The 26,086-nt window shown below is 66.7% G+C and carries 25 protein-coding genes; 16 read left to right on the forward strand and 9 right to left on the reverse strand.

Annotated elements, in window-relative coordinates:
- Positions 1-3 precede the first annotated feature (3 nt).
- The 7 genes from iaaH to ACAM55_RS02375 form a co-directional block, all read right to left on the reverse strand.
- Positions 4-1,467, reverse strand: a complete 1,464-nt coding sequence (iaaH, locus tag ACAM55_RS02345) for an indoleacetamide hydrolase (protein WP_369656319.1) — start codon at positions 1,465-1,467, stop codon at positions 4-6.
- A gap of 151 nt (positions 1,468-1,618) precedes the next feature.
- The gene (locus ACAM55_RS02350) at positions 1,619-2,749 is read right to left on the reverse strand and encodes an acyl-CoA dehydrogenase family protein (RefSeq protein ID WP_369654491.1); all 1,131 of its coding nucleotides are present in this window, start codon (positions 2,747-2,749) and stop codon (positions 1,619-1,621) included.
- Positions 2,750-2,785: 36 nt separating this feature from the next.
- Positions 2,786-4,036: a glutamate carboxypeptidase gene (locus ACAM55_RS02355; RefSeq protein WP_369654492.1), complete on the reverse strand. Its 1,251-nt coding sequence runs from the start codon at positions 4,034-4,036 to the stop codon at positions 2,786-2,788.
- Positions 4,037-4,119: 83 nt separating this feature from the next.
- Positions 4,120-5,304, reverse strand: a complete 1,185-nt coding sequence (locus tag ACAM55_RS02360; protein ID WP_369654493.1) for an acetyl-CoA C-acyltransferase — start codon at positions 5,302-5,304, stop codon at positions 4,120-4,122.
- Between the two features lie 50 nt (positions 5,305-5,354).
- Positions 5,355-7,175 (reverse strand): bifunctional isocitrate dehydrogenase kinase/phosphatase, encoded by a 1,821-nt coding sequence (gene aceK, locus ACAM55_RS02365; protein ID WP_369654494.1) that lies wholly within the window; start codon positions 7,173-7,175, stop codon positions 5,355-5,357.
- A 4-nt stretch (positions 7,176-7,179) separates the two neighbouring features.
- Positions 7,180-7,956, reverse strand: a complete 777-nt coding sequence (gene can / locus ACAM55_RS02370) for a carbonate dehydratase (RefSeq protein ID WP_369654495.1) — start codon at positions 7,954-7,956, stop codon at positions 7,180-7,182.
- Positions 7,957-7,995: 39 nt separating this feature from the next.
- On the reverse strand, positions 7,996-8,394 hold the full coding sequence (locus tag ACAM55_RS02375; RefSeq protein WP_369654496.1) for a MerR family DNA-binding transcriptional regulator: 399 nt from the start codon (positions 8,392-8,394) through the stop codon (positions 7,996-7,998).
- A gap of 121 nt (positions 8,395-8,515) precedes the next feature.
- Here ACAM55_RS02375 and ACAM55_RS02380 point away from each other — a divergent pair, with 121 nt between their 5' ends.
- From ACAM55_RS02380 to ACAM55_RS02405, 6 genes are all read left to right on the forward strand, one after another.
- The gene (locus ACAM55_RS02380; protein WP_369654497.1) at positions 8,516-9,595 is read left to right on the forward strand and encodes an MBL fold metallo-hydrolase; all 1,080 of its coding nucleotides are present in this window, start codon (positions 8,516-8,518) and stop codon (positions 9,593-9,595) included.
- Between the two features lie 9 nt (positions 9,596-9,604).
- Positions 9,605-10,915, forward strand: coding sequence for a leucine-rich repeat-containing protein kinase family protein (locus tag ACAM55_RS02385; RefSeq protein WP_369654498.1), 1,311 nt, complete (start codon positions 9,605-9,607; stop codon positions 10,913-10,915).
- A complete protein-coding gene (locus ACAM55_RS02390; RefSeq protein WP_369654499.1) occupies positions 10,912-11,823 on the forward strand; it encodes a pseudouridine synthase in 912 nt (303 codons plus the stop codon). Before ACAM55_RS02385 ends, ACAM55_RS02390 begins: the two co-directional genes overlap by 4 nt.
- Before the next feature lie 75 nt (positions 11,824-11,898).
- Positions 11,899-12,669: an SDR family oxidoreductase gene (locus ACAM55_RS02395; RefSeq protein ID WP_369654500.1), complete on the forward strand. Its 771-nt coding sequence runs from the start codon at positions 11,899-11,901 to the stop codon at positions 12,667-12,669.
- A gap of 184 nt (positions 12,670-12,853) precedes the next feature.
- Positions 12,854-13,546, forward strand: a complete 693-nt coding sequence (locus ACAM55_RS02400; protein WP_369654501.1) for an HAD family hydrolase — start codon at positions 12,854-12,856, stop codon at positions 13,544-13,546.
- 96 nt (positions 13,547-13,642) lie between these two features.
- The gene (locus ACAM55_RS02405; protein ID WP_369654502.1) at positions 13,643-13,972 is read left to right on the forward strand and encodes a thioredoxin family protein; all 330 of its coding nucleotides are present in this window, start codon (positions 13,643-13,645) and stop codon (positions 13,970-13,972) included.
- 6 nt (positions 13,973-13,978) lie between these two features.
- On the opposite strand, the gene ACAM55_RS02410 is transcribed toward ACAM55_RS02405, so the two are convergent.
- The gene (locus ACAM55_RS02410; protein WP_369654503.1) at positions 13,979-15,007 is read right to left on the reverse strand and encodes an AraC family transcriptional regulator; all 1,029 of its coding nucleotides are present in this window, start codon (positions 15,005-15,007) and stop codon (positions 13,979-13,981) included.
- 140 nt (positions 15,008-15,147) lie between these two features.
- On the opposite strand from ACAM55_RS02410, the gene ACAM55_RS02415 reads away from it, so the two are divergent.
- From ACAM55_RS02415 to ACAM55_RS02445, 7 genes are all read left to right on the forward strand, one after another.
- The gene (locus ACAM55_RS02415) at positions 15,148-16,320 is read left to right on the forward strand and encodes an isovaleryl-CoA dehydrogenase (protein WP_369654504.1); all 1,173 of its coding nucleotides are present in this window, start codon (positions 15,148-15,150) and stop codon (positions 16,318-16,320) included.
- A gap of 90 nt (positions 16,321-16,410) precedes the next feature.
- Positions 16,411-18,081 (forward strand): AMP-binding protein, encoded by a 1,671-nt coding sequence (locus ACAM55_RS02420; protein ID WP_369654505.1) that lies wholly within the window; start codon positions 16,411-16,413, stop codon positions 18,079-18,081.
- The gene (locus ACAM55_RS02425; protein ID WP_369654506.1) at positions 18,078-19,709 is read left to right on the forward strand and encodes a carboxyl transferase domain-containing protein; all 1,632 of its coding nucleotides are present in this window, start codon (positions 18,078-18,080) and stop codon (positions 19,707-19,709) included. The genes ACAM55_RS02420 and ACAM55_RS02425 overlap by 4 nt, the downstream gene beginning before the upstream one ends.
- Before the next feature lie 14 nt (positions 19,710-19,723).
- Positions 19,724-20,515 (forward strand): enoyl-CoA hydratase/isomerase family protein, encoded by a 792-nt coding sequence (locus ACAM55_RS02430; RefSeq protein ID WP_369654507.1) that lies wholly within the window; start codon positions 19,724-19,726, stop codon positions 20,513-20,515.
- A gap of 9 nt (positions 20,516-20,524) precedes the next feature.
- Positions 20,525-21,196 (forward strand): DUF4126 domain-containing protein, encoded by a 672-nt coding sequence (locus ACAM55_RS02435; protein WP_369654508.1) that lies wholly within the window; start codon positions 20,525-20,527, stop codon positions 21,194-21,196.
- On the forward strand, positions 21,189-21,314 hold the full coding sequence (locus ACAM55_RS02440; RefSeq protein ID WP_369654509.1) for a hypothetical protein: 126 nt from the start codon (positions 21,189-21,191) through the stop codon (positions 21,312-21,314). The genes ACAM55_RS02435 and ACAM55_RS02440 overlap by 8 nt, the downstream gene beginning before the upstream one ends.
- Positions 21,307-23,307, forward strand: a complete 2,001-nt coding sequence (locus tag ACAM55_RS02445) for an acetyl-CoA carboxylase biotin carboxylase subunit (RefSeq protein WP_369654510.1) — start codon at positions 21,307-21,309, stop codon at positions 23,305-23,307. The genes ACAM55_RS02440 and ACAM55_RS02445 overlap by 8 nt, the downstream gene beginning before the upstream one ends.
- 13 nt (positions 23,308-23,320) lie before the next feature.
- Here the strand turns inward: ACAM55_RS02445 and ACAM55_RS02450 are convergent, their stop codons facing one another.
- The gene (locus tag ACAM55_RS02450; protein WP_369654511.1) at positions 23,321-23,635 is read right to left on the reverse strand and encodes an EthD family reductase; all 315 of its coding nucleotides are present in this window, start codon (positions 23,633-23,635) and stop codon (positions 23,321-23,323) included.
- Positions 23,636-23,744: 109 nt separating this feature from the next.
- On the opposite strand from ACAM55_RS02450, the gene ACAM55_RS02455 reads away from it, so the two are divergent.
- The 3 genes from ACAM55_RS02455 (at position 23,745) to ACAM55_RS02465 (ending at position 26,064) form a co-directional block, all read left to right on the forward strand.
- Positions 23,745-24,665 carry a 2-hydroxyacid dehydrogenase gene (locus tag ACAM55_RS02455; protein ID WP_369654512.1) on the forward strand — a complete coding sequence of 307 codons (921 nt, stop codon included), beginning with the start codon at positions 23,745-23,747 and terminating at the stop codon, positions 24,663-24,665.
- A 44-nt stretch (positions 24,666-24,709) separates the two neighbouring features.
- Entirely contained in the window at positions 24,710-25,003 is a 294-nt protein-coding gene (locus tag ACAM55_RS02460) for an acylphosphatase (RefSeq protein ID WP_369654513.1), read from the forward strand.
- A 140-nt stretch (positions 25,004-25,143) separates the two neighbouring features.
- The gene (locus tag ACAM55_RS02465; protein WP_369654514.1) at positions 25,144-26,064 is read left to right on the forward strand and encodes a hydroxymethylglutaryl-CoA lyase; all 921 of its coding nucleotides are present in this window, start codon (positions 25,144-25,146) and stop codon (positions 26,062-26,064) included.
- Positions 26,065-26,086 lie beyond the last annotated feature (22 nt).

Raw genomic sequence — 26,086 nt, forward strand, 5'->3', positions numbered from 1 at the left:
TCGCTATTTCGCCTTGGGCGCAGGCAGGCGGCCCAGCACGTCTTCCACCGCGAGCCCTACGGCGAGCAGCTTGCGGTCGCTGCCGGCCGGCCCGTCGAGTTCCAGCCCCACCGGCAGGCCGCTGGTCGCGCCCAGGCCCGAGGGCAACTGCACTCCCGGAATACCAGCGTTGCTGCCGGGGTCGGTGTTCTGGATCAGCGCGCCGAAGTTCTCGGGGCTGCTGGCCTCGGGCCCTGCCGACAGGGCCAAGCGAGGCACCGTGGGGAACACGAGCGCATCGAGCCTGTTCTTCGAGAAGGTATCGCGATAAAGCTTCTGCAGTGCCGGCCGTGCCACGCGCATGGCGTTGTCGTAGGCCGGCCTGGCATCGACCGCGCCGTTCGGCGCGGGCAGCTTGCGCGGGATCACGAAGGCTTCGAAGGTGCCCTTGACGTCGGGGCTTGCGATGCCGGCCGTCAACTGCGCGATATCGATGCCGGTGCGGTACTTCGCAAGGTAGGCCACCATGTCGTCGTGCGCCTCGTAGAGTGCAAGCGGAAAGCCGATGGCACCGTTGAGTTCCATGAGCCCGGGCATCTCCACGTCCACCAGCGTGACGCCGGCCGCGCGCAGCCTGGCCAGCGCGGCATCGGTGGTGGCGCGCGTGTCCGCATCGAGGTTCGCGTAGAAGGCCGGCACCACGCCGAGCCGCACCCGCTTCAGGTCGGCGGGCCTGAGCGGCGTGCCGCCCGCGATCGCTCGGTCGAGCAGCGCGACGTCGGCCATCGACTGCGCCATCGGTCCGGCCGTGTCGCGCGTGTGCGAGATCGGCGCGATGCCCTGCTGCGAATAGCGCCCCATGGTCGGACGCAGCGATGCGCAGCCATTGAACGCGCACGGAATGCGCACCGAGCCGCCCGTGTCGGTGCCCAGCGCGGCCGGCGCCATGCGCGCGCCGAGCGCCGCGCCATTGCCCGACGACGAGCCGCCCGCAATGCGGCTCGGGTCGTAGGCGTTGCGCACACCCACATCGGGGCCGCTCTGGAACGCGGGGTTGTAGCCACTGACCCCGAAGGCCAGCTCGTGCATGTTCGTCTTGCCGAGGATGACCGCGCCCGCCGCCCGAAGCCTGGCGACCACGGGGGCGTCCGTTGCGGGCACGAAGCCCTTGAGTGCAGGTGAACCGGCCGTGGCGGGCAGGCCCCGCACCTGGATGTTGTCCTTGATGACCACCGGCAGGCCGGCCAGCGGCTTGCAGGTGCCGCCGCGCTTGCGCTCTGCATCGGCGGCGCGCGCGGCTTTCAGCGCCCCGGCTTCGTCGAGCATGACGAAGGCATTGAGGTTCTTTCTTGCATTGGCCTGCGCGATGTAGGCCGACACCAGCTGCTCGCTGCTCACCGTGCCCTCGCAGAGCTGCCGCACTGCGTCGCTCGCGGTCAGCGTGGCGAGGTCCGGGGCGGCAGGCTGGGCTTGCGTGGACGAGCCCATGGCACCGAGGCACAGCAGGGCCAGGGCGAGGGGAACGGGTTTGAAATTGGACATGGCAAAGACCTCCGACGAAGAGACCGCCATGCTGCGCTGCCGGCGCTTTGCTGTCTGTCATCCAAACCGATGACACCCCAGCGCCCGCGGCGCATGCTCACGCCAGCGCGCGCTGGATCAGCAGTTTCTGGATGTCCGAGGTGCCTTCGTAGATCTGGCACACGCGCACGTCGCGGTAGATGCGCTCCAGCGGAAAGTCGTTCACGTAGCCGTAGCCGCCCAGCGTCTGGATGGCGGCGCTGCACACGCGCTCGGCCATTTCGCTCGCGAACAGCTTGGCCATGGCGGCTTCCTTGAGGCAGGGCCGGCCGGCATCGCGCAGGCTGGCGGCATGCCAGATCAGCTGGCGCGCGGCCTCGAGCTGCGTGGCGCATTCGGCCAGGCGGAACCCGACGGCCTGCTGCTCGAAGATCGAACCGCCGAAGGCCTGCCGTTCCTTGGCATAGGCCAGCGCCACGTCGAAGGCGCTGCGCGCCATGCCCACGCTCTGCGCCGCGATGCCGATGCGCCCGCCCTCGAGCGCGCCGAGCGCGATCTTGTAGCCCTCGCCCTCGGCGCCGATGAGGTTTTCCGACGGAATGCGGCAGCCGTCGAAATTGATCTGCGCGGTGTCGCTGCTGTGCTGGCCCAGCTTGTCCTCGAGCCGCGCCACGCCGTAGCCGGGCGCGTCGGTCGGCACGATGAACGCGCTCATGCCGCGCTTGCCCGCGCCCTTGTCGGTCACCGCGATGACGATCGCGACCTGGCCGTTCTTGCCGCTGGTGATGAACTGCTTCACGCCATCGATCACGTAGGCATCGCCTTCCTTGCGCGCCGTGGTGCGCAGGCTCGATGCATCGCTGCCGGCCTGCGGCTCGGTGAGGCAGAAGGCGCCGAGCATCTGCCCTTGCGCGAGCGGCTCGAGCCACTGCTTCTTCTGCTGGGCGTTGCCGTAGCGCATGAGGATGGCGTTGACCGGGCAGTTGGTCACGCTGATGGCGGTGCTGGTGCCGCCGTCGCCGGCGGCGATTTCTTCCAGCACCAGCGCGAGCGTCAGGTAGTCCAGGCCCGCACCGCCGTGGTCCTCCGGCACGCAGATGCCGTAGGCGCCGAGCGCCGCAAGGCCCTGGTGCGCCTCTTTCGGAAAGCTGTGCTCGCGGTCCCACTTCGGGGCGTTGGGCCAGAGTTCGGCCTGCGAAAAATCGCGCACCGCGTCGCGGATGGCTTCCTGGTCGGCGCTGAGCAGCATGGCGTTGTCTCCTGTCGTTTTTCTACTTCTTGCGTCTTACTTGCCCGAGCCCAGATCCATGATCAGGCGCGCGGCCATGTACAGACGGCGCGGAATGGCACTGATGTCGACGTACTCGGCCTTGTCGCTGTGATAGCCGAAGCCCGGCAGGCCCAGGCTCTCGATCACCGGCTTGCCCGAAAGCGCCGCATAGGCCGCGTCGGTGCCGCCGCCGCTGCGCTCTTCCACGCCCAGCGTGCCGCCGGCTTCCTTGTAGAAGGCCACGGCCTTCTCGACCAGCTTCTTGCCGCCTTCGCCCGCGTTGAAGGCCGGCCGGCCACGCGTGACCACCACCTTGACGTCGGATTCGGGCAGCTTCTTCTGCTGCGCCTTCTCTTCGAGCGTCTTCATCGCGGCGTCGAAGTCCTCGTTGCGCGCATAGCGCACGTCGGCATTCAAGGTCGCACTGGCGGGGATGATGTTCGACACATTGCCCGCCTTGGCAATGGTCCAGTTGAAGCGCAGGTGCTTCGCCTTGTCGTCGATGCTCATGGTGCGCAGCACCAGGTCGGAAGCTTCGACCAGCGCGTTCACGCCCAGCTCGGGCGCCGCGCCCGCATGCGAGGCCTTGCCGGTGATGTTGACCTGCACATAGGCAATGCCCGAAGTGCCGAGCGAGAGCTTCTCGTCGCCCGCGCTCGTGGGTTCGAACGACAGCACGTAGTCGGCCTGTTTGGCTTCTTCCTGGATCAGGTCGCGCGAGCCGAAGGAGCCTTTTTCCTCGTCGGTGTTGAAGAGCACGGTGATGGTGCCGTAGTCGCGCACGCCGTAGTCCTTGAGCAGCTTCAGCGTGTGCAGGATGACGGCGTTGCCGCCCTTGTCATCGGCAATGCCCGGGCCGTAGGCCTTGGTGCCCTCGATGCGGAACGGCGCCTTCGCGAGCGTGCCCTTGAGGTACACGGTGTCCATGTGCGACATCAGCAGCAGGTTCTTCCCGCCGCGGCCCTTGAGCTTGCCGACGATGTTGTCGCCCGCCACGAGTCCGGTGGACTTGCTGCGCGTCACGGTGAAGCCCAGGTTCTTGAGCTCGCCTTCCAGGTAGTTGCCGGCGGCCGCAATGCCTTCGGCGTCTTCCGTGCCGGTTTCGATGTTGACCAGCTGCTCCAACGTCTTGAGCACCGCGGGCTGCGCGTCGGTGGCTGCCTGGAACAGCACGTTGTCGCGCTTCTGCGCCCAGCCGGCGGCGGGCGCCAGCAAAGCGCCGGCCAGCAAGGCCGCCATGACGGTACGTTGGTTGAATGGGCGCATGAAGAATCTCCTGCCGGGTGCAATGGTCGTAAAGTAAAACCTCGAAGCGCCCCGTCCGGGGGCGCTCGTGGCGGTTGTTTTTATCAAAGCAATTCAAGCGCCACGGCCGTGCCTTCGCCGCCGCCGATGCACAGCGTGGCCACGCCGCGCTTCTTGCCGCGTGCCTTCAGCGCATGGATCAGCGTGACCATGATGCGCGCGCCGCTGGCGCCGATCGGGTGGCCCAGCGCACAGGCGCCGCCGTTCACATTGACGATGTCGTGCGACACGTCGAGTTCGTGCATCAGCGCCATCGGCACCACCGCGAAAGCCTCGTTCACTTCCCACAGGTCCACGTCCTTGACCGTCCAGCCGGTCTTCTTGAACAGCTTGGCGACCGCGCCCACGGGGGCGGTGGAGAACCATTCGGGCTGCTGCGCATGCGTGGCATGGCCGACGATGCGGGCGATGGGCTTGGCGCCGATCTTCTTCGCATGCGACTCGGTCATCATCACCAGCGCGGCGGCGCCGTCGTTGATCGACGAACTCGACGCGGCGGTGATGGTGCCGTTCTCCTTCTTGAACGCGGGCTTGAGCGTGGCGATCTTGTCGAGCTTGACCTTGCCCGGGCCTTCGTCGATGGAAATGACCGTGTCGCCGCCGCGGCCCTTCACAGTGACGGGCGTGATCTCGTCCTTGAACGCGCCGGACTCGGTGGCGGCCTTGGCGCGCTGCACGCTGGCAATGGCGAAGGCGTCCTGCTGCTCGCGCGTGAACTTGTACTTGGCGGCGCAGTCTTCGCCGAAGGTGCCCATCGAGCGGCCCGGCTGGTAGGCGTCTTCCAGGCCGTCGAGCATCATGTGGTCGAAGATGCGGTCGTGGCCCATGCGGTAGCCGCCGCGGCCCTTGAGCATGAGGTAGGGCGCGTTGGTCATGCTTTCCATGCCACCGGCCACCATCACGTCGTGCGTGCCGGCCAGCAGCAGGTCGTGCGCGAGCATGGCGGCCTTCATGGCCGAGCCGCACATCTTGCTGAGCGTGACGGCGCCCGCGCTGTCGGGCAGGCCGCCCTTGTAGGCCGCCTGGCGCGCAGGGGCCTGGCCCTGGCCGGCCATGAGGCAGTTGCCGAACAGCACTTCGCCCACGCTGTCCGGCGCAATGCCGGCGCGCTCGACGGCGGCCTTGATGGCGGCACCGCCGAGGTCGTGCGCCGAGAGGGAAGAAAAGTCGCCCTGGAAGCTCCCCATGGGGGTGCGGGCGGCGCCGACGATGACGATGGATTCAGGCATGGTGGTCTCCTTCAAAAGTTGAAAAGCGGTCGTCGTGGACCGGGGCTCAATCAAAAATGGGTCGCATGGCCTTCATGCTGGAAGCGCTGCGATTCTTCGTACGGGAACACGTCGAGCATCTGGCCGGCCTCGATGCGTTCCTTGTGGTGCTGCCAGAAGGCAGCGTCGAGCAGGTCGGCATGGTGCGCCATGAAGGCTTCGCGCACGTCGCTGTTGCCGAGCAGGAAGGGTTCGAAGGTTTCGGGAAACACGTCCTTCGGGCCCACCGAGTACCAGACTTCGCCGCTCATCTCGTCTTCCTCGTTGCGCGGCGCAGGCACCTTGCGGAACTTGCAGTCGGTAACGTATTCGATCTCGTCGTAGTCGTAGAAAACGACCTTGCCGCCGCGCGTGACGCCGAAGTTCTTCCACAGCATGTCGCCCGGGAAGATGTTGGCGGCGACCATGTCCTTGATCGCGTTGCCGTATTCGATCACCGCATGCTCCAGCTGATCCTTCGCGCGCTTGGCGTGGGCCGGGCTTTCGGGGTGGGCCAGCGTGTCGAAGGCCTCCTGCAGGTAGATGTTGAGCGGGATCATGCGGCGCTCGATGTAGACGTGCTTGAGCACCAGCTCCATCTCCCCGTTGCCGTCGCGGTCGCCGATCTCGAGCTGGCTGGGCGCGAACTTGCGGATCTCCTCGATCAGCTCGGGCTCGAAGCGGTCGAGCGGAAAGCCCACGTCGCTGTACTCCAGCGTGTCGGCCATGCGGCCCACGCGGTCGTGCTGCTTCACGAGCATGTACTTGCTCTTGATCTGCTCGCGCGTGGTGTCCTTCTGCGGCGGATAGAAGTCCTTGATGACCTTGAACACGAACGGGAACGACGGCAGGTCGAACACCAGCATGACCATGCCCTTGATGCCGGGTGCAATGCGGAAGCGGTCGCTCGAGTAGTTCAGGTGCGAAAGAAAGTCGCGATAGAACAGCGTCTTGCCCTGCTTGGCCAGGCCCAGCGCGTTGTAGATTTCCGCGCGCGGCTTGCGCGGCATGAGCGAGCGCAGGAACTGCACGCAGGCCGACGGCACTTCCATGTCGACCATGAAATAGGCGCGCGCAAAGCTGAAGAGCATCTGCAGGTCGTCTTCGCCGAAAAGCGCCGCGTCGATGTAGAACTTGCCGTGGCTGTCATGCAGGATCGGCAGCGAGAACGGGAGCTCGACAAAGCCGTTCATGATCTTTCCGACCACGTAGGCGCCCTTGTTGCGATAGAACAGCCCCGAGAGCACCTGCAGCTGGAAATTGGCGCGCAGCTTCACCTGGTGAAAGCGCCCCATGATGGCGTGCGCCACGCGCTCGGCATCGCGCCGCTTGTTGGCAAAGCTGCCCTGCAGCGCGTAATCGTCGAGCATCTGCTCGATGGTGTCGGCCAGCGTCTCGTGCGAAGGGTAGTAGGGCCGGTAGGTGGGCGCGCCGCGCGGCTCGATGTATTCGGTGCTGATGGCCGGGCGAACGAAGATGAAGTCGTTCTGGAAGTAGGCCCGGTGCAGGATCTTCGTGGTCACCGAGTTGAAGAAGCTCTCGGCCAGCTCGGGCTGGTGGTGGTCCACCAGCAGGCCGATGAAGTGCAGCTTGACCTGGTGCCACACTTCCATCGGCTGGTCGCCGGCCTTGAACTCTTTTTCCAGGCGGGCCACGGCCTCGTTCACGCGCAGGTCATAGAACTCGATGCGCTCGCGCTGGGCGCGCTGCTGGCCGTGCCAGTCAGCCGTTTCGAAGCGGTGCTTGGCGCGTGCCGATTCAGCGCGGAACAGGCTGTAGTGGCGATTGAATCCATCGATCATCGCCTTGGCGATGTCGTAGGCCAGCGGTGAATCGAGACGCTGCGGAAACATGGCTTCAGCCGGATTTCGCTTCGGTTCCTTCGCCGACGGGGGCGTGGGCCTCGCCGGCCGGAATGACTTCGATGACCTCGGTGCCATCGGAGCCGGCCTGCGCGGAGGGCGAGATACCCAGGGGCTTGCTCCACTTGTAGCGGATGCGCTGCACCGCGGCCTTGTACACCGCGTCGAGCGGCTTGGCGCCGTCGACATTCAGCCCGAGATCCTGCAGCAGCCCATCGTGCACGCCAAAGGTCCAGCCGTGGATCTTGACCTTCTGGCCGCGGCCCCAGGCATCGACCATGACGGTGCTGACGGCCACGTTGACCACCTGCTCGGCCACGTTGAGTTCGCACAGCGCATCGACGCGCACGTCTTCGGGCAGGGTTTCGAGCATCACGGCGTGGCGGTCGCGCACGTCCTGGATGTGGCGGATCCAGTTGTCGGCCAGGCCGATGCGCTTGCCGCTGAGCGCCGCCTTGACGCCGGCGCAGCCATAGTGGCCCACCACCATGATGTGCTCGACCTTCAGGTGCTCGACCGCGAATTGAATGGCCGAGAGCGCGTTGAGATCGGAGTGCACCACGATGTTGGCGACGTTGCGATGCACGAACACCTCGCCCGGCTCCAGGCCGGTGATCTGGTTGGCGGGCACGCGGCTGTCGGAGCAGCCGATCCACATGTAGCGCGGCGTCTGCTGCTTCACCAGGCTGGTGAAGAAGCCGGGCCGGTCGCGTTCCATCTGTGCGGACCAGGCACGGTTGTGGGCAAACAGGTCATCAAGAGTGTCGGACATGGGCGTGATTGTCGATGAGTCGTGATTGGGTGCGGTATATCAGGCCGTCCTGGCGGCTTTCTGTGCCTTGGCCAGCGTCGCGCGGCCCTTCTTCTCGTGTTCGCGCACTTCCGCCAGGTTGGCCTGCAGCTCGGCCAGCTGGGCTTCGAGCTGGGCGCGGTGCGCGCCGAGCACGCCGAGAAACTTCTCGAGCTGCGGCACGGTGTCGCGCGGGCTGTCGTACATGTCGAGGATTTCCCTGGCCTCGGTCAGGCTCAGGCCCAGGCGCTTGGCACGCAGCGTGAGCGTGAGCCGCGCCCGGTCGCGCGCGCTGTAGATGCGCTGCATGCCGGAGCGCTCCGGTGTCAGCAGCCCCATGTCTTCGTAGAAGCGGATGGCGCGCGTCGTGAGGTCGAACTCCTTCGCGAGCTGGCTGATGGTGAAGGTCTGCGCGGACATGTGGATGCGGTCTGTCTGGAAGCCGTCTCTGGGGGGCGTTGCGGGCGCGACAGCAGGTTTTCCCCGCTCTCCCTACAATGGTGCCCTCAATCCATGACGTTTACGTAAACGTCAATCTTACATGAACCTCCTCGAACGCGAACTCCACTACCCCCTGGGCGACACCCTGCCCGCCGCCGGCGAAGCACTGGAAGTCGCGCCGGGCGTGCGATGGATCCGCATGCGGCTGCCCTTTGCGCTCGACCACATCAACCTCTGGCTGCTGCGCGACAGCATCGACGGCGTCGAGGGCTGGACGGTGGTCGACTGCTGCATTGCGCACGACGAGGCCCGCGCGCAGTGGGAGCAGGTGTTCGAGACCCAGCTGCAGGGCCTGCCGATCCTGCGCGTGATCGTCACCCACATGCACCCCGACCACATCGGCCTGGCCGAATGGCTGTGCACGCGCTGGAATGCGCCACTGTGGATCAGCTCGACCGACTACCACGTGGCCCGCGTGCTGAGCACCGCCGGCGACACGCTGGCGGGCGGCGATGCCGCCGCGAGCTTCTTTGCCTCGCACGGCCTGACCGATCCCGAAGCGGTCGCCAAGATCCGCGCGCGCACCAACTACTACGCCAACATGGTGCCCTCCGTGCCCGACCGCTTCACGCGCATGATGGACGGCGACACGGTGGCCATCAACGGCCGCGACTGGCGCTGCATCAGCGGCTACGGCCACGCGCCCGAGCACATCGCGCTGTACTGCGACGAGCTGAAGCTGCTGCTGGGCGGCGACATGATGCTGCCGCGCATCTCGACCAACGTGAGCGTGCACGCGGGCGAGCCCGAAGCCAACTCGCTGCGGCTGTTCCTGGACAGCATCGACAAATTCAAGGCGCTGCCGGCCGACACGCTGGGCCTGCCTTCGCACGGCAAGCCGTTCACGGGCATTCACCGACGCGTCGACCAGCTGCAGGAGCACCACCGCGACCGCCTGGCCGAACTGCTCGAAGCCTGCACCGCACGTCCTTTGACCGCGGCAGAGGGCCTGCCCATCCTGTTCAAGCGCGAACTCGACCTGCACCAGATGACCTTCGCGATGGGCGAGACGGTAGCGCACCTGCACCTGCTGTGGTTTGCGGGCCAGGTCAGGCGCGAGCTGGGCGCGGACGGCATCTACCGTTTCGGCGCCGGAACCGCCGCGGCCCAGGGACTTTAGACTCGGCGGATGGACACGCTTGCTGAGCTGCGCGCGGGCCGGCTGGCAGGCGCCACCAGGCTCGACCTCTCGTGCGGACTCACCGAGTTCCCGCGCGAAATCTTCGACCTGGCCGATTCGCTCGAGACGCTGAACCTCTCCGGGAACGCGCTCGATTCGCTGCCCGGCGACCTGGGCCGGCTGCATCGCCTGCGCGTGCTGTTCTGCTCCGACAACCGCTTCACGCAACTGCCCGAATCGATCGGCCAGTGCCAGGCGCTGGAGATGGTCGGGTTCAAGGCCAACCGCATCCGCACCGTGCCCGCCGCCGCGCTGCGGCTGCCGTTGCTGCGCTGGCTGATCCTGACGGACAACCAGATCGAGGCCTTGCCCGAGGCGCTGGGCCAATGCACCGCAATGCAGAAGCTCATGCTCGCCGGCAACCAGCTGCGTGCGCTGCCGGAGTCGCTGGCGGCCTGCGGCCAGCTCGAACTGCTGCGCATTTCCGCCAACCGTTTCGAGGCACTGCCCGCATGGCTGCTCTCGCTGCCGCGCCTTTCCTGGCTCGCGGGTGCGGGCAATCCCTTCGATGCGCAGGCCGAGGATGCGGCCATCGCTGCGCAGTCGGTGCCGCATGTCGACTGGCGCGAACTGACGCTGGGCAAGCAGCTCGGCGAGGGGGCGTCGGGTGTGATCCACCAGGCGACCCTGGGCCCGGCGTTGCAGCCGGTGGCCGTCAAGCTTTTCAAGGGTGCGGTGACGAGCGACGGCTGGCCGCACAGCGAAATGGCCGCCAGCATCGCAGCCGGCGCGCACCCGACCCTCATCGCCGCGCAAAGCAGGATCGACGGGCATCCGGGCGGCGCCGAAGGCCTGGTCATGGCGCTGGTGGACCCATCGTTCCGCGCGCTGGCCGGGCCGCCAAGCCTTGCCTCCTGCACGCGCGACGTCTATCCGGCCGACGCGCAATGGACCTCCGGCGTGGCACTGCGCATCGCCCGCGACATCGCCTCCGCCATGCGGCACCTGCATGCACGCGGCATCCTGCACGGCGACCTCTATGCGCACAACATCCTCTGGAGCGCACAGGGCGGCGGGTTGCTCGGCGACTTCGGTGCGGGCTGGATGACGGGCGCGCTCGACCCGGCGCATGCCGGGGCACTGCAACGGCTGGAGATGCGCGCATTCGGCTGCCTGCTCGAAGAACTGCTCGCGCATTGCAGCGATGCGCCGCCGCAAGCCATGGCCGACCTGAAGGACCGCTGCATGCAAACGGACGTGGCCGCGCGGCCCTCTTTCGCCGAGGTGTTGCCGCTGCTCCAGGGCGAGCTCTCGCAATGACGAGCCCGCGCTTGCCGCTGCCCACGCGCGACGGCGTCGGACCGAGCTGCGTGGGCCTGCCGCAAGGCCCCTGGCCCACCATCGCGGAGTTCTTGATGGCGCGCTTTCCCGCGATCACGCGTGAAGCCTGGATGACCCGCATCGAGGCCAACGATGTGGTCGACGAACACGGCGTGCCCGTGACCGCACAACGCCGCTACCAGGCGCCGCTGCGTGTGTACTACTACCGCACGCTCGATGCCGAAGTGCGCATTCCCTTCGACGAGCAGGTGCTGTTCCAGGACGACCAGCTGGTGGTGGTCGACAAGCCGCCGTTCCTGCCCGTGACGCCGACCGGAAAGTATTTGCAGGAAAGCCTGCTGGTGCGGCTCAAGCGCAAGCTGAAGCTCGACGACCTGGTGCCGCTGCACCGCATCGACCGCAGCACGGCGGGGCTGGTGCTGTTCTCGGTGCGCCCCGAAACGCGCGGCGCCTACCAGGCCATGTTCCCGCAGCGCCGCATCGCCAAGCACTACGAGGCCGTGGTGCCATGGCCGCCGGGCGTGTCGTCGGTGCCCGGCACCTACCGCAGCCGGCTGGTGGACGACGAGCATTTCATGCGCGTGAAGGAAGAGGCCGGCGAACCCAACTCCGAAACGCGCATCGTGGTGGAGCAGGCCCAGGACGGCCACGCCCTGCTGAAGCTTTCGCCGGTCACCGGCCGCAAGCACCAGCTGCGGGTGCACTGCATGGCCCTGGGCATGCCGATCGTGAACGATCCGATCTACCCCACGCTGCTGCCGCAGGGCAGCGACGACTTCGACAAGCCGCTGCAGCTGCTGGCCAAGTCGGTGGCGTTCCAGGACCCCGTGAGCGGCGAGCTGCGCAGCTTCACGAGTCCGCGAAGCCTGTCGCTGCCGCCAAGGTGACGCCTCGTCGGCGCGTGGCGCACTAAGCTCGTTTCCTGGAATCTTTCGTCATTTCATTCAGGAGACACCTGCACCATGGACACCACCCAACTCTTCTCGCTGAAGGGCCGCAGCGCCCTGATCACCGGCGGCTCGCGCGGCATCGGCCGCATGATCGCCGAAGGCTTCCTGGCGCAGGGCGCGCGCGTGTACATCTCGGCCCGCAAGGCCGCGGCCTGCGACCAGACCGCCAAGGAGCTGTCGGCCTTCGGCCATTGCGTGTCGCTGCCGGCCGACGTGTCCACGCTGGAAGGCGCGCAGGCGCTGGTCGACGCCTACGCGAAGCATGAGAGCTCGCTCGACATCCTGGTCAACAACGCCGGCGCGGCCTGGGGCGCGCCGTACGACGAGTTTCCCGAGAGCGGCTGGGACAAGGTGGTGGACCTGAACCTCAAGACACCGTTCTTCCTGACCAAGGCGCTGACGCCGATGCTCAAGAAGGCGGCGACCGATCACCTGGCAAAGGTGATCAACATTGCATCGATCGACGGCATCTCGGTGAATCCGCAGGAGACGTACTCCTATGCGGCGAGCAAGGCCGGCCTGATCCAGCTCACGCGGCGCATGGCGCTGCGGCTCGCGCAAGACCGGATCGTGGTGAGTGCGATCGCGCCGGGCGCGTTCGCTTCGGACATGAACAAGCTGGCGCGCGACCATGGCGATGAAGTGAAGGAGCGGATTCCTGCGGGGCGCATCGGGACGCCCGAGGACATGGCGGGGGCGGCTATTTATCTTGCTTCGCGGGCGGGGGACTATGTGATGGGGTCTACGTTGGTGGTGGATGGGGGGGTTACGCACGCGCGCTAGAGGTATTTTTTTAGGTTCCGAGGCCGGGACTCGCCCTGGCGGGCGACCTACTTTTCTTTGCCTACTTTCTTTTGGCGAAGAAAAAAATGTGAGTCCGCCGCCGGGCGGATATCCCGGCCTCGGGAAGCAAACAAGCCCAGTTGCTACCATCGTCCCCAAAGCCGACAAGCCCGAACAAAGCCAAATGCCCTCATTCCCCTTCGCCGCAGTCCTCTTCGACTGCGACGGCGTCCTCGTAGATTCCGAACCCATCACCAACCGTGTCCTCGCCGAAATGCTTGGTGAACTCGGTTGGCACCTCACCACCGAAGAGTCGATGAACACTTTCACCGGCAAGGCCGTGAAGGACGAAACCGCTCTCATCGAATCCAAGACCGGCGTCAGGATCACCGAAGAGTGGCTCAAGGCATTCAGGGGGCGCCGCAACGAAGCCCTCGAGCGCGACCTGAAGGCCATTCCCCACGCCCCCGCGGCCATCCGAGAAATACACGCGAAGCTCGAGGGCCGCATTGCCTGCGCCTCGGGCGCCGATCGCCACAAGGTCGAGCTGCAACTGGCGAAGGTCGGCCTGCTCGATTGCTTCGAAGGCCGCATCTTCAGCGGACACGAGATGCCGCGCTCCAAACCTCATCCCGACGTGTACCTTGCCGCGGCCGCCGCGCTCGGCGTCGACCCCAAGCGCTGCGCGGTGGTCGAAGACACGGTCACCGGCGCGATGGCCGGCGTCGCCGCGGGCGCCACGGTGTTCGGCTACAGCACCGGCGAATCGGGCCACAGCGGCCCCGAGGCGCTGCGCAGCGTTGGCGCGCTGCAGGTGTTCAGCGACATGAAGGAACTGCCCGCGCTGTTGGCCGCGCACGGCTTGCAGCCGGCCTGAAAAATACAGGCCGAAAGAACCAAGCCCCTGTCGCGGCAAGCCCGCCGGGTTTCTGCTGCAATGGCAGCAAAGCAAGTCCACAAGGAGCCAGATCGCATGACTTCCGAGTACAAGACCGAGCAGCCCGACCGCGCCGAGATCGATGCGCTCGCGGGCGCCGCCGTGGTCGAGTTCGGCACCAACTGGTGCGGCATCTGCAAGGCTGCGCAGCCGAACATCGCCGAGGCCTTTGCCAAGTACCCGCACATCCGCCGCATCAAGGTGGAGGATGGCAGCGGACGTCCGCTGGGCCGTTCGTTCAACGTGCGGTTGTGGCCCACGCTGGTGTTCATGCGCGACGGCAAACAGGTCGCGAAGCTGGTGCGGCCGGAAGACAGCCAATCCATCTCCGACGCGCTCGCGCTCATCGACGCGCCGGCTGCCTGAGCGCTGCTACTTTCCCTGCTGCCGGAAATCGCGCGGTGCGTGCCCGGTCCATTGCAGGAAGGCGCGCGAAAAACTCTTTTCGTTCCTGAAGCCGACCGACAGCGCCACCTGCTTGATGGGGCGGCTGGTGCGGCGCAGCTGGTCCACCGCCATCTCGTGGCGCACCTCGTTCTTCAGCGTCTGCAGTGACGTGCCTTCCTCATGCAGCTGGCGGTGCAGCGTGCGGCTCGAGACGTTGAGCAGCGTGGCCAAGGCCTCCGCGGTGGTCGCCTCGCTCGCGCGTGAACGCAGCAGCTCGCGCACGCGCTGGCCCAGCAGCCGGTCGCGCCGGTACTGCAGCACCGTGAGCGGCAGCGCGCGCTTGAGCATGGTGCGCAGCGCGCGCTCGTCGCGCTGCAGCGGCAGGGCGAGGTACCGCTCATCGAAGCTGAAGCCGGCCTCGGGCGCATCGAAACGCACGTCGGCCGTGAACATCAGCGGGTAGGCGTCGCGGTGCTGCGGCGCCGCGAACGGAAACGTGGCGTCGCGCAACGAAATGCGCGAGTCGATGGCCCAGCAGACGTAACCGTGCAGGAAGCGCAGGGTGGTCACCAGGCAGAACTCGCGAAACGCCTCGTCCAGCGGGCGGTTCTCGGTGATGCGCATCGTGGCGACGCCGCCGGACACCTCCAGCGCCAGCGTGACGTCGTCGGTCAGCAGGCGATGGTGGCGGCACCAGCGCTTGATGGCCACGCCCAGGTCGGGCGAGGTCAGCGAGGCGCGGCACAGCATGCCGTAGCTGCCCCAGGGCAGCCGCCGGGAGAACCAGCCGAGGGCCTCGTCGTCCAGTTCCTGCATGGCATGTTCCGAGAGCGCCTCGAACTGCGCGGCCGTCACACGCGCGTCCGGCCGGGCCAGTTCACGCGGCGTGATCTGTGCCGCTTGCAGAGCCCCCGCCGGATCGGCGCCGTAACGCTCGTAGCCCTTCACAATGGCTCTCACGAAGGCCATCGGCGTGGCGGCGCGGGCGGGTCGGAGGAAGGCGGGCGAAGTCATGGATGGGTGCATAGGCGTGGCGCAATTTGCAACCATTGTGGCGCCAATTGCGGCTCGCCGAGGCGTAAGCTGCGTTTCTTCCAAGCGCCAATCCGCGTGGGACAGCCTGCGCGCCGACCCCCTCAGAGGAGACAAGACACATGCACGATCCCGGCCTGAACTTCGACCTGGGCGACACCATCGACTCGCTGCGCAGCGCCATCCAGGACTTCGCCGCGAACGAAATCGCCCCGCGCGCCGCCGACATCGATCGCGACAACCTGTTCCCGCACGACCTGTGGCAGAAGCTGGGCGAGCTCGGCCTGCACGGCATGACGGTGAAGGAAGAGTTCGGCGGCACCGAGCTGGGCTACCTGGCGCATATCGTGGCCATGGAAGAAGTCTCGCGCGCCTCGGCCTCGGTGGGCCTCTCGTACGGCGCGCACTCCAACCTGTGCGTGAACCAGATCCACCGCAACGGCAGCGAGGCGCAAAAGAAAAAGTACCTGCCCAAGCTGGTGAGCGGCGAGCACGTCGGCGCGCTGGCCATGAGCGAGCCCAACGCCGGCTCCGACGTGGTGAGCATGAAGCTCAAGGCCGAGAAGAAGAACGGCTACTACGTGCTCAACGGCGGCAAGATGTGGATCACCAACGGCGGCGACGCGGACACGCTGGTGATCTACGCCAAGACCGAACCCGAGATGGGCGCGCGCGGCATGACGGCCTTCATCGTCGAGAAGAACTTCAAGGGATTTTCGGCCGGCACCAAGCTCGACAAGCTGGGCATGCGGGGCTCCAACACCTACCCGCTGTTTTTCGACAACTGCGAAGTGCCCGAAGAGAACGTGCTCGGCGGCGAGGGCATGGGCGCCAAGGTGCTGATGAGCGGGCTCGACTACGAGCGCGCGGTGCTGTCGGGCGGCCCGCTGGGCATCATGGCCGCCTGCATGGATGCGGTGTTGCCCTTCATTCACGAGCGCAAACAGTTCGGCCAGAGCATCGGCGAATTCCAGCTGATGCAGGGCAAGCTGGCTGACATGTATTCGACGTGGCAGGCCACGCGCGCCTATGTGTACGCCGTGGGCAAGGCCTGCGACCGCAACGACCATGCGCGCACGTTCCGCAAGGATGCGGCCGGGGCAATTCTCTATTCGGCCGAGAAGGCGACGTGGATGGCCGGCGAGGCGATCCAGGCGCTCGGCGGCGTGGGGTACACGAAAGACTTTCCGGTCGAGCGGCTGTGGCGCGATGCCAAGCTGTACGAGATCGGCGCGGGCACGAGCGAGATCCGCCGGATGTTGATCGGGCGTGAGCTGTTCTCGGAAACTGCCTAGGATGAAGCGCGCTGTCCGGCATTCCAGGCCGAGCGCCCTCACCCCAACCCTCTCCCAAAGGGAGAGGGGGAAAGACAAGGAGACAAGACGATGCCATTGACGCAGAGCCTGGCCCAAGGCGCCACCGACGTCCCGCTGATCGAACAAACCATCGGCGACTTCTTCGACGACATGGCCGCGAAGCACCCCGACCGCGAGGCGCTCATCAGCCGCCACGAAGGCAAGCGCTTCACCTACCGCGAACTGCAGGCCGAATCGAACCGCCTCGCGAGCGCATTGCTGAATCTGGGCCTCGTGCCCGGCGACCGTGTCGGCATCTGGTCGCACAACAATGCACCCTGGGTGCTGATGCAGCTCGCGACCGCCAAGGCCGGCCTGATCCTCGTCAACATCAACCCGGCCTACCGCACCTCCGAGCTCGAGTACGCGCTCAACAAGGTCGGCTGCAAGGTGCTGGTCACGATGGCGCAGTTCAAGACCAGCGACTACCTCGGCATGCTGCGCGAACTGGGGCCGAAGCGCCTGCCGCAGTTGCAGCACACCTTCTGGATCGACGGCAAGGCGGCAGCCGGCGTGGAAGAGCCGGGCATGCAGCGCTTCAGCCAATTGCTCGCGAGCGGCGATGCGGCCGACCCGCGCGTGGCGCAGGTGCAGAAGACGCTGAAAGCCACCGACCCGATCAACATCCAGTTCACCAGCGGCACCACGGGCTTCCCCAAGGGCGCCACGCTCACCCACCGCAACATCCTCAACAACGGCTTCTTCATCGGCGAATGCATGAAGCTCTCGCCGGCCGACAAGCTGTGCATTCCGGTGCCGCTGTACCACTGCTTCGGCATGGTGCTCGGCAACCTGGCCTGCCTCACGCACGGCTCGGCCATCGTGTACCCGAACGACGGCTTCGACCCGCTCACCGTGCTGGAGACCGTGCAGGCCGAGAAGTGCACCGGCCTGCACGGCGTGCCCACGATGTTCATCGCCGAGCTCGACCATCCGCGCTTCAAGGAGTTCGACCTTTCCACACTGCGCACCGGCATCATGGCCGGATCGCCGTGCCCCATCGAGGTGATGAAGCGCGTGGTGAGCGAGATGCACCTGGGCGAGATCACCATCGCCTACGGCATGACCGAGACCAGCCCGGTGAGCTGCCAGAGCAGCACGGACACGCCGCTGGACAAGCGCGTGTCCACGGTGGGCACCGTGCAGCCGCATCTCGAAGTGAAGATCATCGATCCGGAGACGGGTGGGATCATGCCGACCGGAAAGTCGGGCGAGCTCTGCACGCGCGGCTACTCGGTCATGCATGGCTACTGGGAGGACGAGCCGCGCACACGCGAAGCCATCGATCCCGAGCACTGGATGCACACCGGCGACCTCGCCACCATGGATGCCGAGGGCTACGTCAACATCGTCGGCCGCATCAAGGACCTGGTGATCCGCGGCGGCGAGAACATCTACCCGCGCGAGATCGAGGAATTCCTGTACCGCCATCCGAAGGTGCAGGACGTGCAGGTGGTCGGCCTGCCCGACAAGAAGTACGGTGAGGAACTCTGCGCCTGGATCATCGTCAAGCCGGGCCAGACCGCCACCGAAGACGAGATCCGCGACTTCTGCAAGGGCCAGATCGCGCACTACAAGGTGCCGAAGTACATCCGCTTCGTCACCGAATTCCCGATGACGGTGACCGGCAAGATCCAGAAATTCAAGATCCGCGATGCCATGACCGAGCAACTCGGCCTCCAGCAAGAAAAGACAGCATGAGCAAACTCGAAACGAAATTGAATGCGCGTTCGGCCGACTTCCAGGCCAACGCTGCCGCAATGCGCGCGCTGGTCGACGACCTGTACCAGCAGTTCGCGAAAGTGGAGCAGGGCGGCGGCGAGGCCGCGCGCGCCAAGCACACGGCGCGCGGCAAGCTGCTGCCGCGCGACCGCGTGGCCGAGCTGCTCGACCCCGGCACGCCGTTCCTGGAGATCGCGCCGCTGGCCGCGCATGCGATGTACCTCGATGCCAAGGGCGCAGAGTCGGCACCCGGCGCGGGCATCATCGCCGGCATCGGCCGCGTGAACGGCGTCGACTGCATGATCGTCTGCAACGACGCGACGGTGAAGGGCGGCACCTACTATCCGATCACGGTGAAGAAGCACCTGCGCGCGCAGGAGATCGCCGAGCAGAACCGCCTGCCCTGCATCTACCTCGTCGACTCGGGCGGCGCCAACCTGCCGAACCAGGACGAGGTGTTTCCCGACCGCGACCACTTCGGCCGCATCTTCTACAACCAGGCCAACATGAGCGCCCAGGGCATTCCGCAGATTGCGGTGGTCATGGGCTCGTGCACGGCGGGCGGTGCGTACGTGCCGGCGATGAGCGACGAATCGATCATCGTGAAGAACCAGGGCACGATTTTCCTGGGCGGCCCGCCGCTCGTGAAGGCGGCCACCGGCGAGGTCGTCACGGCCGAAGACCTGGGCGGCGGCGACGTGCACACGCGGCTCTCGGGCGTGGTGGACCACCTCGCGCAGAACGACCTGCATGCGCTTGCGCTCGCGCGTTCTGCGGTGGCCAATCTCAATGCGAAGGTCGCTACGCAGCCGGCAGCCGAGGGGGCTGCAGCGGTGCGCCCGCCCGAGTTCCCGCGCGAAGAGCTCTATGGCGTGATTCCGACCGACACGCGCAAGCCCTTCGACGTGCGCGAGATCATCGCGCGCATCGTCGACGGCAGCGAGTTCCACGAGTTCAAGGCCCGCTTCGGCGCCACGCTGGTCTGCGGCTTTGCCGAGATCGAAGGCATGCCCGTCGGCATCGTCGCCAACAACGGCATCCTGTTCAGCGAGTCGGCCCAGAAGGGTGCACACTTCATCGAGCTGTGCTGCCAGCGCAAGATCCCGCTGGTGTTCCTGCAGAACATCACCGGCTTCATGGTGGGCCGCAAGTACGAGAACGAAGGCATCGCGCGCCACGGCGCCAAGATGGTGACGGCCGTGGCCACTGCGAACGTGCCCAAGTTCACCATCATCATCGGCGGCAGCTTCGGTGCCGGCAACTACGGCATGTGCGGCCGCGCCTACAGCCCGCGCTTTCTCTGGATGTGGCCCAACGCCCGCATCAGCGTGATGGGCGGCGAGCAGGCCGCGAGCGTGCTGGCCACGGTGAAGCGCGACGGCATCGAGCTCAAGGGCGGCAGCTGGAGCAAGGACGAGGAAGAAGCCTTCAAGGCCCCGATCCGCCAGCAGTACGAAGACCAGGGCCACCCCTACTACGCGACGGCGCGGCTGTGGGACGACGGCATCATCGATCCGGCGGATACGCGGCGCGTGCTGGCGCTGGGCCTGGCGGCTGCGCGCAACGCACCCATTCCAGAGCCGAAGTTCGGCATCTTCCGCATGTGACGAGGGAGCGCGGCATGAGCACTTTCACCAAGCTGAACCTCGCGATCGAAGGCGCCATCGCACGCATCTGGCTCGACCAGCCCGACGCGCGCAATGCGTTCGACGATGTGGTCATCGCCGAGCTGACGCAGGCCTTCACCGAAGCGGGCGCTACGCCGCAGGTGAAAGCCATCGTGCTCGGCGCCAACGGCCCCGCGTTCTGCGCGGGCGCCAACCTCAACTGGATGCGCCGCATGGCCGACTACACGCGGGACGAAAACATCGCCGACGCGGGCAAGCTGGCCAACATGCTGCGCACCATCGCCGAGTGTCCCAGGCCCACCATCGCGCGGGTGCAGGGCGATGTGTATGCGGGTGGGATGGGGCTGGTCGCGGCCTGCGACATGGCGGTGAGCGTGGACACGGCTTGGTACTGCCTGAGCGAAGTCAAGATCGGCCTCGTGCCCGCCACCATCAGCCCGTACGTGCTGCGCGCCATGGGCACGCGCGCGTCGCAACGCTACTTCCTCACGGCGGAGCGTTTCACCGCCGCCGAGGCGCACCGCCTCGGCTTCGTGCACGAAGTGGTGGCTGCGGATCGGCTCGATGCCAAGGTCGACGAGCTTGTGAAGGCGCTCATCGGTGCCAGTCCGGCCGCGGTGCGCGCATGCAAGCAATTGATTGCCGACGTGGACGGCCGCGAAATCGACGATGCGCTGATCGCGAAGACGGTCGAAGGCATCGCGGATATTCGAGCCAGCGATGAAGGCCGCGAAGGCGTCCAGGCCTTCCTGCAGAAACGCAAGCCGTCCTGGCTGGGCCGCTGAGCGCATGCCATGAACGCGCTCGACATGCCCCAACTGCTCGCCCTGGCCGCGGCCATCGGCTGGGCCGGCGGCGTGCGGCTGTACCTGGTCGTGCTGCTGACGGGGCTGGCTGGCTACTTCGGCTGGGTGCCGCTGCCCAGTGGTTTGCAGCTGCTCGCGCATCCGGTGGTCATCGCGGCCAGCGGGTTCATGGTGTTCATCGAGTTCTTTGCCGACAAGATCCCCGGCCTCGATTCGCTGTGGGACGTGGTGCACACCGCCATCCGCATTCCCGCCGGTGCGGCGCTCGCGGCCAGCGTGTTCGGCGCCGACCATGGCGCGATGGCCATCGTGGCCGCGCTCCTGGGCGGCGGCTTCGCGGCCACCGCGCACGCGGCCAAGGCCACGACGCGCGCGGCCATCAACACCTCGCCCGAGCCGTTTTCCAATGTGGGCGCATCGCTGGTCGAAGACAGCATGGTGCCCGCGGGCTTGTGGCTCGCGGTGGCGCACCCGCTGGTCTTCCTGGTGCTGTTCGTCTTCGTGCTGGTGCTCAGCGTGTGGCTCATCCGCAAGAGCTGGCGATTTCTCAAGGCGCTGTTCACCCGTGTGGCCCGCATCTTCAGCGGCCGACCCGATCCGGGCGTCACGCCTGCGTTTCAACTGAAAAAGAATCCTCCGGGAGACACTCCGAATGTTTAAGAAGATCCTGATCGCCAACCGTGGCGACCAGCCGCAAAGCGGCGCAGCGGCGAAGCCAAATCGTATGGCACGCGCAGCGTGCACAGGCGATTTCACCGCGAAAGTCCACCATGTTTAAGAAGATCCTTATCGCCAATCGCGGTGAAATCGCCTGCCGTGTCGCGGCCACTGCACGCCGCATGGCGATCCGCACCGTGGCCGTGTATTCCGATGCCGACGCGCACGCCAACCACGTGCGCGCCTGCGACGAGTCGGTGCACCTGGGCGGCAGCGCGCCCAAGGACAGCTACCTGCGCTGGGAAAAGATCCTCGAAGCCGCCAAGGCCACGGGCGCCGAGGCCGTGCACCCGGGCTACGGCTTCCTGAGCGAGAACGAAGAATTCGCGCAGGCCTGCGCCGATGCGGGGCTGGTCTTCATCGGCCCGCCCCCTTCGGCGATCAAGGCCATGGGCCTGAAGGCCGAGTCGAAGCAGCTGATGGAAAAGGCTGGCGTGCCGCTGGTGCCCGGCTATCACGGCCATGACCAGAACCCGTCGCTGCTGCAGCGCGAGGCCGACCGCATCGGCTACCCGGTGCTCATCAAGGCCAGCGCGGGCGGCGGCGGCAAGGGCATGCGCGCGGTCGACAGGGCGGAAGACTTTGCGGCCGCGCTGGCCTCATGCCAGCGCGAAGCGATCAACAGCTTCGGCGACGACGCGGTGCTGATCGAGAAGTACGTGCAGCGCCCGCGTCACATCGAGATCCAGGTGTTCGGCGACACGCACGGCAACTACGTCTACCTGTTCGAGCGCGACTGCTCGGTGCAGCGGCGCCACCAGAAGGTGCTCGAGGAAGCGCCGGCGCCCGGCATGACCGAGGCGATGCGCAAGCAGATGGGCGACGCCGCCGTGGCTGCCGCGCGCGCCGTGAGCTACGTGGGTGCGGGCACGGTGGAATTCATCGTCGAGCAGCGCGAAGGCGGTGAAATGAACTTTTTCTTCATGGAGATGAACACCCGTCTGCAGGTGGAGCATCCCGTGACCGAAGCCATCACCGGCCTCGACCTCGTCGAATGGCAGCTGCGCGTGGCCTCGGGCGAGACACTGCCCGCGAAGCAGCAGGAGCTGCAGATCCACGGCCACGCCATCGAGGCGCGCATCTGCGCCGAAAACCCCGACAACAACTTCTTGCCCGCCACGGGCACCTTGCGCGTGTACCGCAAGCCGCAGGCCACCGCGTTCCAGCGCAGCCGCGTGCGCATCGACGACGGCGTGCGCGAAGGCGGCGAGATCTCGCCGTTCTACGACTCGATGATCGCGAAGCTGATCGTGCACGGCACCACGCGTGCCGAGGCGCTGGCTCGGCTCGATGCGGCGCTGGCGCAGGTGCAGATCGTGGGTGTGTCGACCAACGTGCAGTTCCTGCGCGGCATCCTCGCGACCGAGTCGTTCTCCAAGGCCAACCTCGATACGGCGCTGATCGAGCGCGAGCGCGCCGTGCTGTTCGACCGCGAAGCGCTGGGCCTGCCGCTGGCCGCTGCCGCCGCCATCACGCGCACGCTGATCACCGAACGGCCGACCGGCGTGCCCGACCCGTTCGAGCGGCGCGACGGCTGGCGCTCCCATGGCGAATACCGGCGCCACTTCGACTTCGAGTTTCGCGGGGCCGAGCAGACGGCCTTGCTGACCTACAAGCGCAATGGCGGCCTCTGGCTCGAAGCTGGCGGCGTCGAGGGCCCACTCGTCGTGGGCCAGTTTCCGTCGGGCGAGTTCGAGGTCGAATTTGCCGGCACGCGGCAGACTGTGGACGTGCATCTGGACGGCGCCACCGCGCATGTCTTCGCATCGAAAGGCGCCAGCCGGATCACCGCCATCGACCGCCTGGCCCACGCGGGCGACACCCATGCCGAAGGCGGCCGGCTCACGGCGCCGATGCCCGGCAAGGTCGTGTCCTTCGCGGTCAAGGCCGGCGACAAGGTCAGCCGCGGCCAGCCGCTGGCGGTGATGGAGGCCATGAAGATGGAGCACACCATTGCCGCGCCGGCCGACGGCACGGTGGAGGAGCTGATGTTCTCGCCCGGCGAGCAGGTGGCCGAAGGCGATGAACTGCTGCGGATGGCCGCGGCGGCTTGACCTCCGTCGTGGGTCAGCCCACCACCACTTCGCTGAGCTGCATCACGGGTGCGATATCGGTGTAGTTCTTGATGTCGCCAAGAATTTCCTTGGCATGCGGGCCGAACGCGGTCTGAAACGCCTCGGCCGAGTCGCAGAACACGTGGCACATGCCGACATAGGTCGGCGGGGTTCCGGGTGCGCCGCCGGCCAGCCCCTTGTCGATGGTGTACGACTTGCAGGCATCGCCCATGCGTGCCTTCAACAGCGGCATGTGCTTGTCGCGGTAGTAGGCGTGGTCGAACCGTGCGCCTTCCGTGTAGGGGTACATCACGCTGACTTTGATCATGCTTCGGTCTCCTGGTGCAAGTGGTCTTCGATGCTGGCGCACGAGCATAGAAGAACGGGCACGGAGCGACAAGCCGCCGATCGGCCGGGGTCCTAATAAGATTCGATTCATGAAAATCATCGTCTCTCTCACCGACAACCGCCCCGAACCCTGGATCGAAGGCCTCAAGGCCGAGCTGCCCGACGCGCAGATCGAGCCCTGGCAACCGGGGGCGGCCCAGGCCGACCACGCAGTCGTGTGGGTGCCGCCCCAACAGTTGCTCGACGAGCAACCCGGACTGCGCGGGCTGTTCAACATCGGCGCGGGCGTCGATGCGCTGCTCAAGCTGCGCGTGCCGGCGCACACGCGCATCGTGCGGCTCGACGATGCGGGCATGTCGGTGCAGATGGCGGAGTACGTGTGCCACGCGCTGATCCGCCACTTCCGCGAGTTCGATGCCTACGAGGCCGATGCGCGCGAAGGCCGCTGGAGCTATCGCAAGCCAAAGTTGCGGCGCGACTTTCCCGTCGGCATCATGGGGCTGGGCGTGCTCGGCGAGCGGGTGGCGAAAGCCGTGGCGCAGTTCGAGTTTCCGGTGCTGGGCTGGAGCCGTTCGCCCAAAACCATCGATGGCGTGAAGGTGTTCAGCGGCGAGGCGCAGTTCGACGAATTCCTGTCGTCCACGCGCGTGCTGGTCAACCTGCTGCCGCTGACCGAGGCCACGCGCGGCATCCTCAACCGCAAGACGCTCGGCAAGCTGCTGCCGGGCGGCTATCTCATCAGCATCGCGCGCGGCGCGCACCTGGTGGAAGACGACCTGATTCCGATGCTCGACGCCGGCCAGCTTGCCGGCGCCACGCTCGACGTGTTCCAGGTCGAGCCGTTGCCCGCCGGCCACGCCTTCTGGCGCCACCCGAAGATCACCGTCACGCCGCACGGCTCGGCGCGCACGCTGCGCGAGGAATCCATCGCCCAGATCGCCGGAAAAATCCGCGCGATGGAGAAGGGCTTGCCGGTCAGCGGCGTGGTCGATCCCACGCGGGGTTACTGACGCCGCGCCCGGACTGCCCAGGTCGTACGGATGTTGCCAATGCCATGAATCCACCCGCCGTCTCCCGTCATCTCGTCGTCCGCGGCCTCGTGCAGGGTGTGGGCTATCGCTGGTCGATGGTGCAGGCTGCACGGCGCCTGGGCGTGCGCGGCTGGGTGCGCAACCGACGCGACGGCAGCGTGGAGGCGCTGGCCTTCGGTCCGGCTGCGGCGGTCGAGGCGCTGATTGCGTGGGCCCGCAGCGGGCCGGATGGCGCGCGTGTGGATGCACTCGAGGCTGCCGAGGCCCCCGCGCCCGTCGAACCGCCGTCGGATTTCGTGCAGCGCGAAACGATGTGAACCACGGCGCTGGCACGATTTGCAACGCCGCTGGCGGGCATTGCACCCCCAGCCACAGGCGCCGCCGAGCACGCCGCACGCAGACGGCCGACAATTGACGGACGGCTTTTTTCTTTTCCCTGCCAACCCAGAGACATCCCATGAAGCTCCCCGCCAAAGTCAAGATCGTCGACGTCGGCCCGCGCGACGGATTGCAGAATGAAAAGCAGCCGGTCTCGGCTGAAGTCAAGATCGGCCTCGTGCACCGTCTCCAGGACGCCGGCCTGAAGGAGATCGAGGTCACCAGCTTCGTGTCGCCCAAGTGGGTGCCGCAGATGGCCGACAACGCCGAGGTGATGCACGGCATCCGGCGCAAACCCGGCGCGCGCTATTCGGTGCTCACGCCCAACATGAAGGGCTTCGAGGCCGCCATTGCCGCGCCGCGCGAAGAATGGCCCGACGAGATCGTGGTGTTCGGCGCCGCGAGCGAGGCCTTCAGCCAGAAGAACATCAACTGCTCGATCGCCGAGAGCATCGAGCGCTTCGCGCCCGTGGTGGCCGCGGCACGCGAGAAGGGCATCTACGTGCGCGGCGCCATGTCGTGCACGGTGGGATGCCCGTACGAAGGCGAGATCGCACCCGAACGTGTGGGCATGCTGGCGAAGCTGATGAAGGACATCGGCGTGCAGCGCGTGGACGTGGCCGACACCATCGGCGTGGGCACGCCGCGCAAGGTGCAGGCCGCCATCGAGGCCGCGCTGGCGCATTTCGGCGTGGACCACATCTCGGGCCACTTCCACGACACCTACGGCCAGGCGCTGGTCAATACGCTGGCCTCGCTGGAGCTGGGGGTCTGGAACTTCCAGTCGTCCTCCGCCGGGCTGGGCGGCTGTCCCTACGCCAAGGGCGCGACCGGCAACGTGGCGACCGAGGACGTGGTCTACATGCTGCACGGCATGGGCATCGAGACTGGCATCGACCTGGACAAGCTGATCGACGCCGGCGTGTACATCAGCGAGGCGCTGGGGCGCGAGCCGAATTCGCGCGCATCGAAGGCCATCCGCACGAAGAGGGCCGGCTGATGAGCACCCTGGAAACCGTGGA

Origin of the sequence: Variovorax sp. V213 (genome assembly GCF_041154455.1) — a bacterium.
Lineage (GTDB): Bacteria > Pseudomonadota > Gammaproteobacteria > Burkholderiales > Burkholderiaceae_C > Variovorax.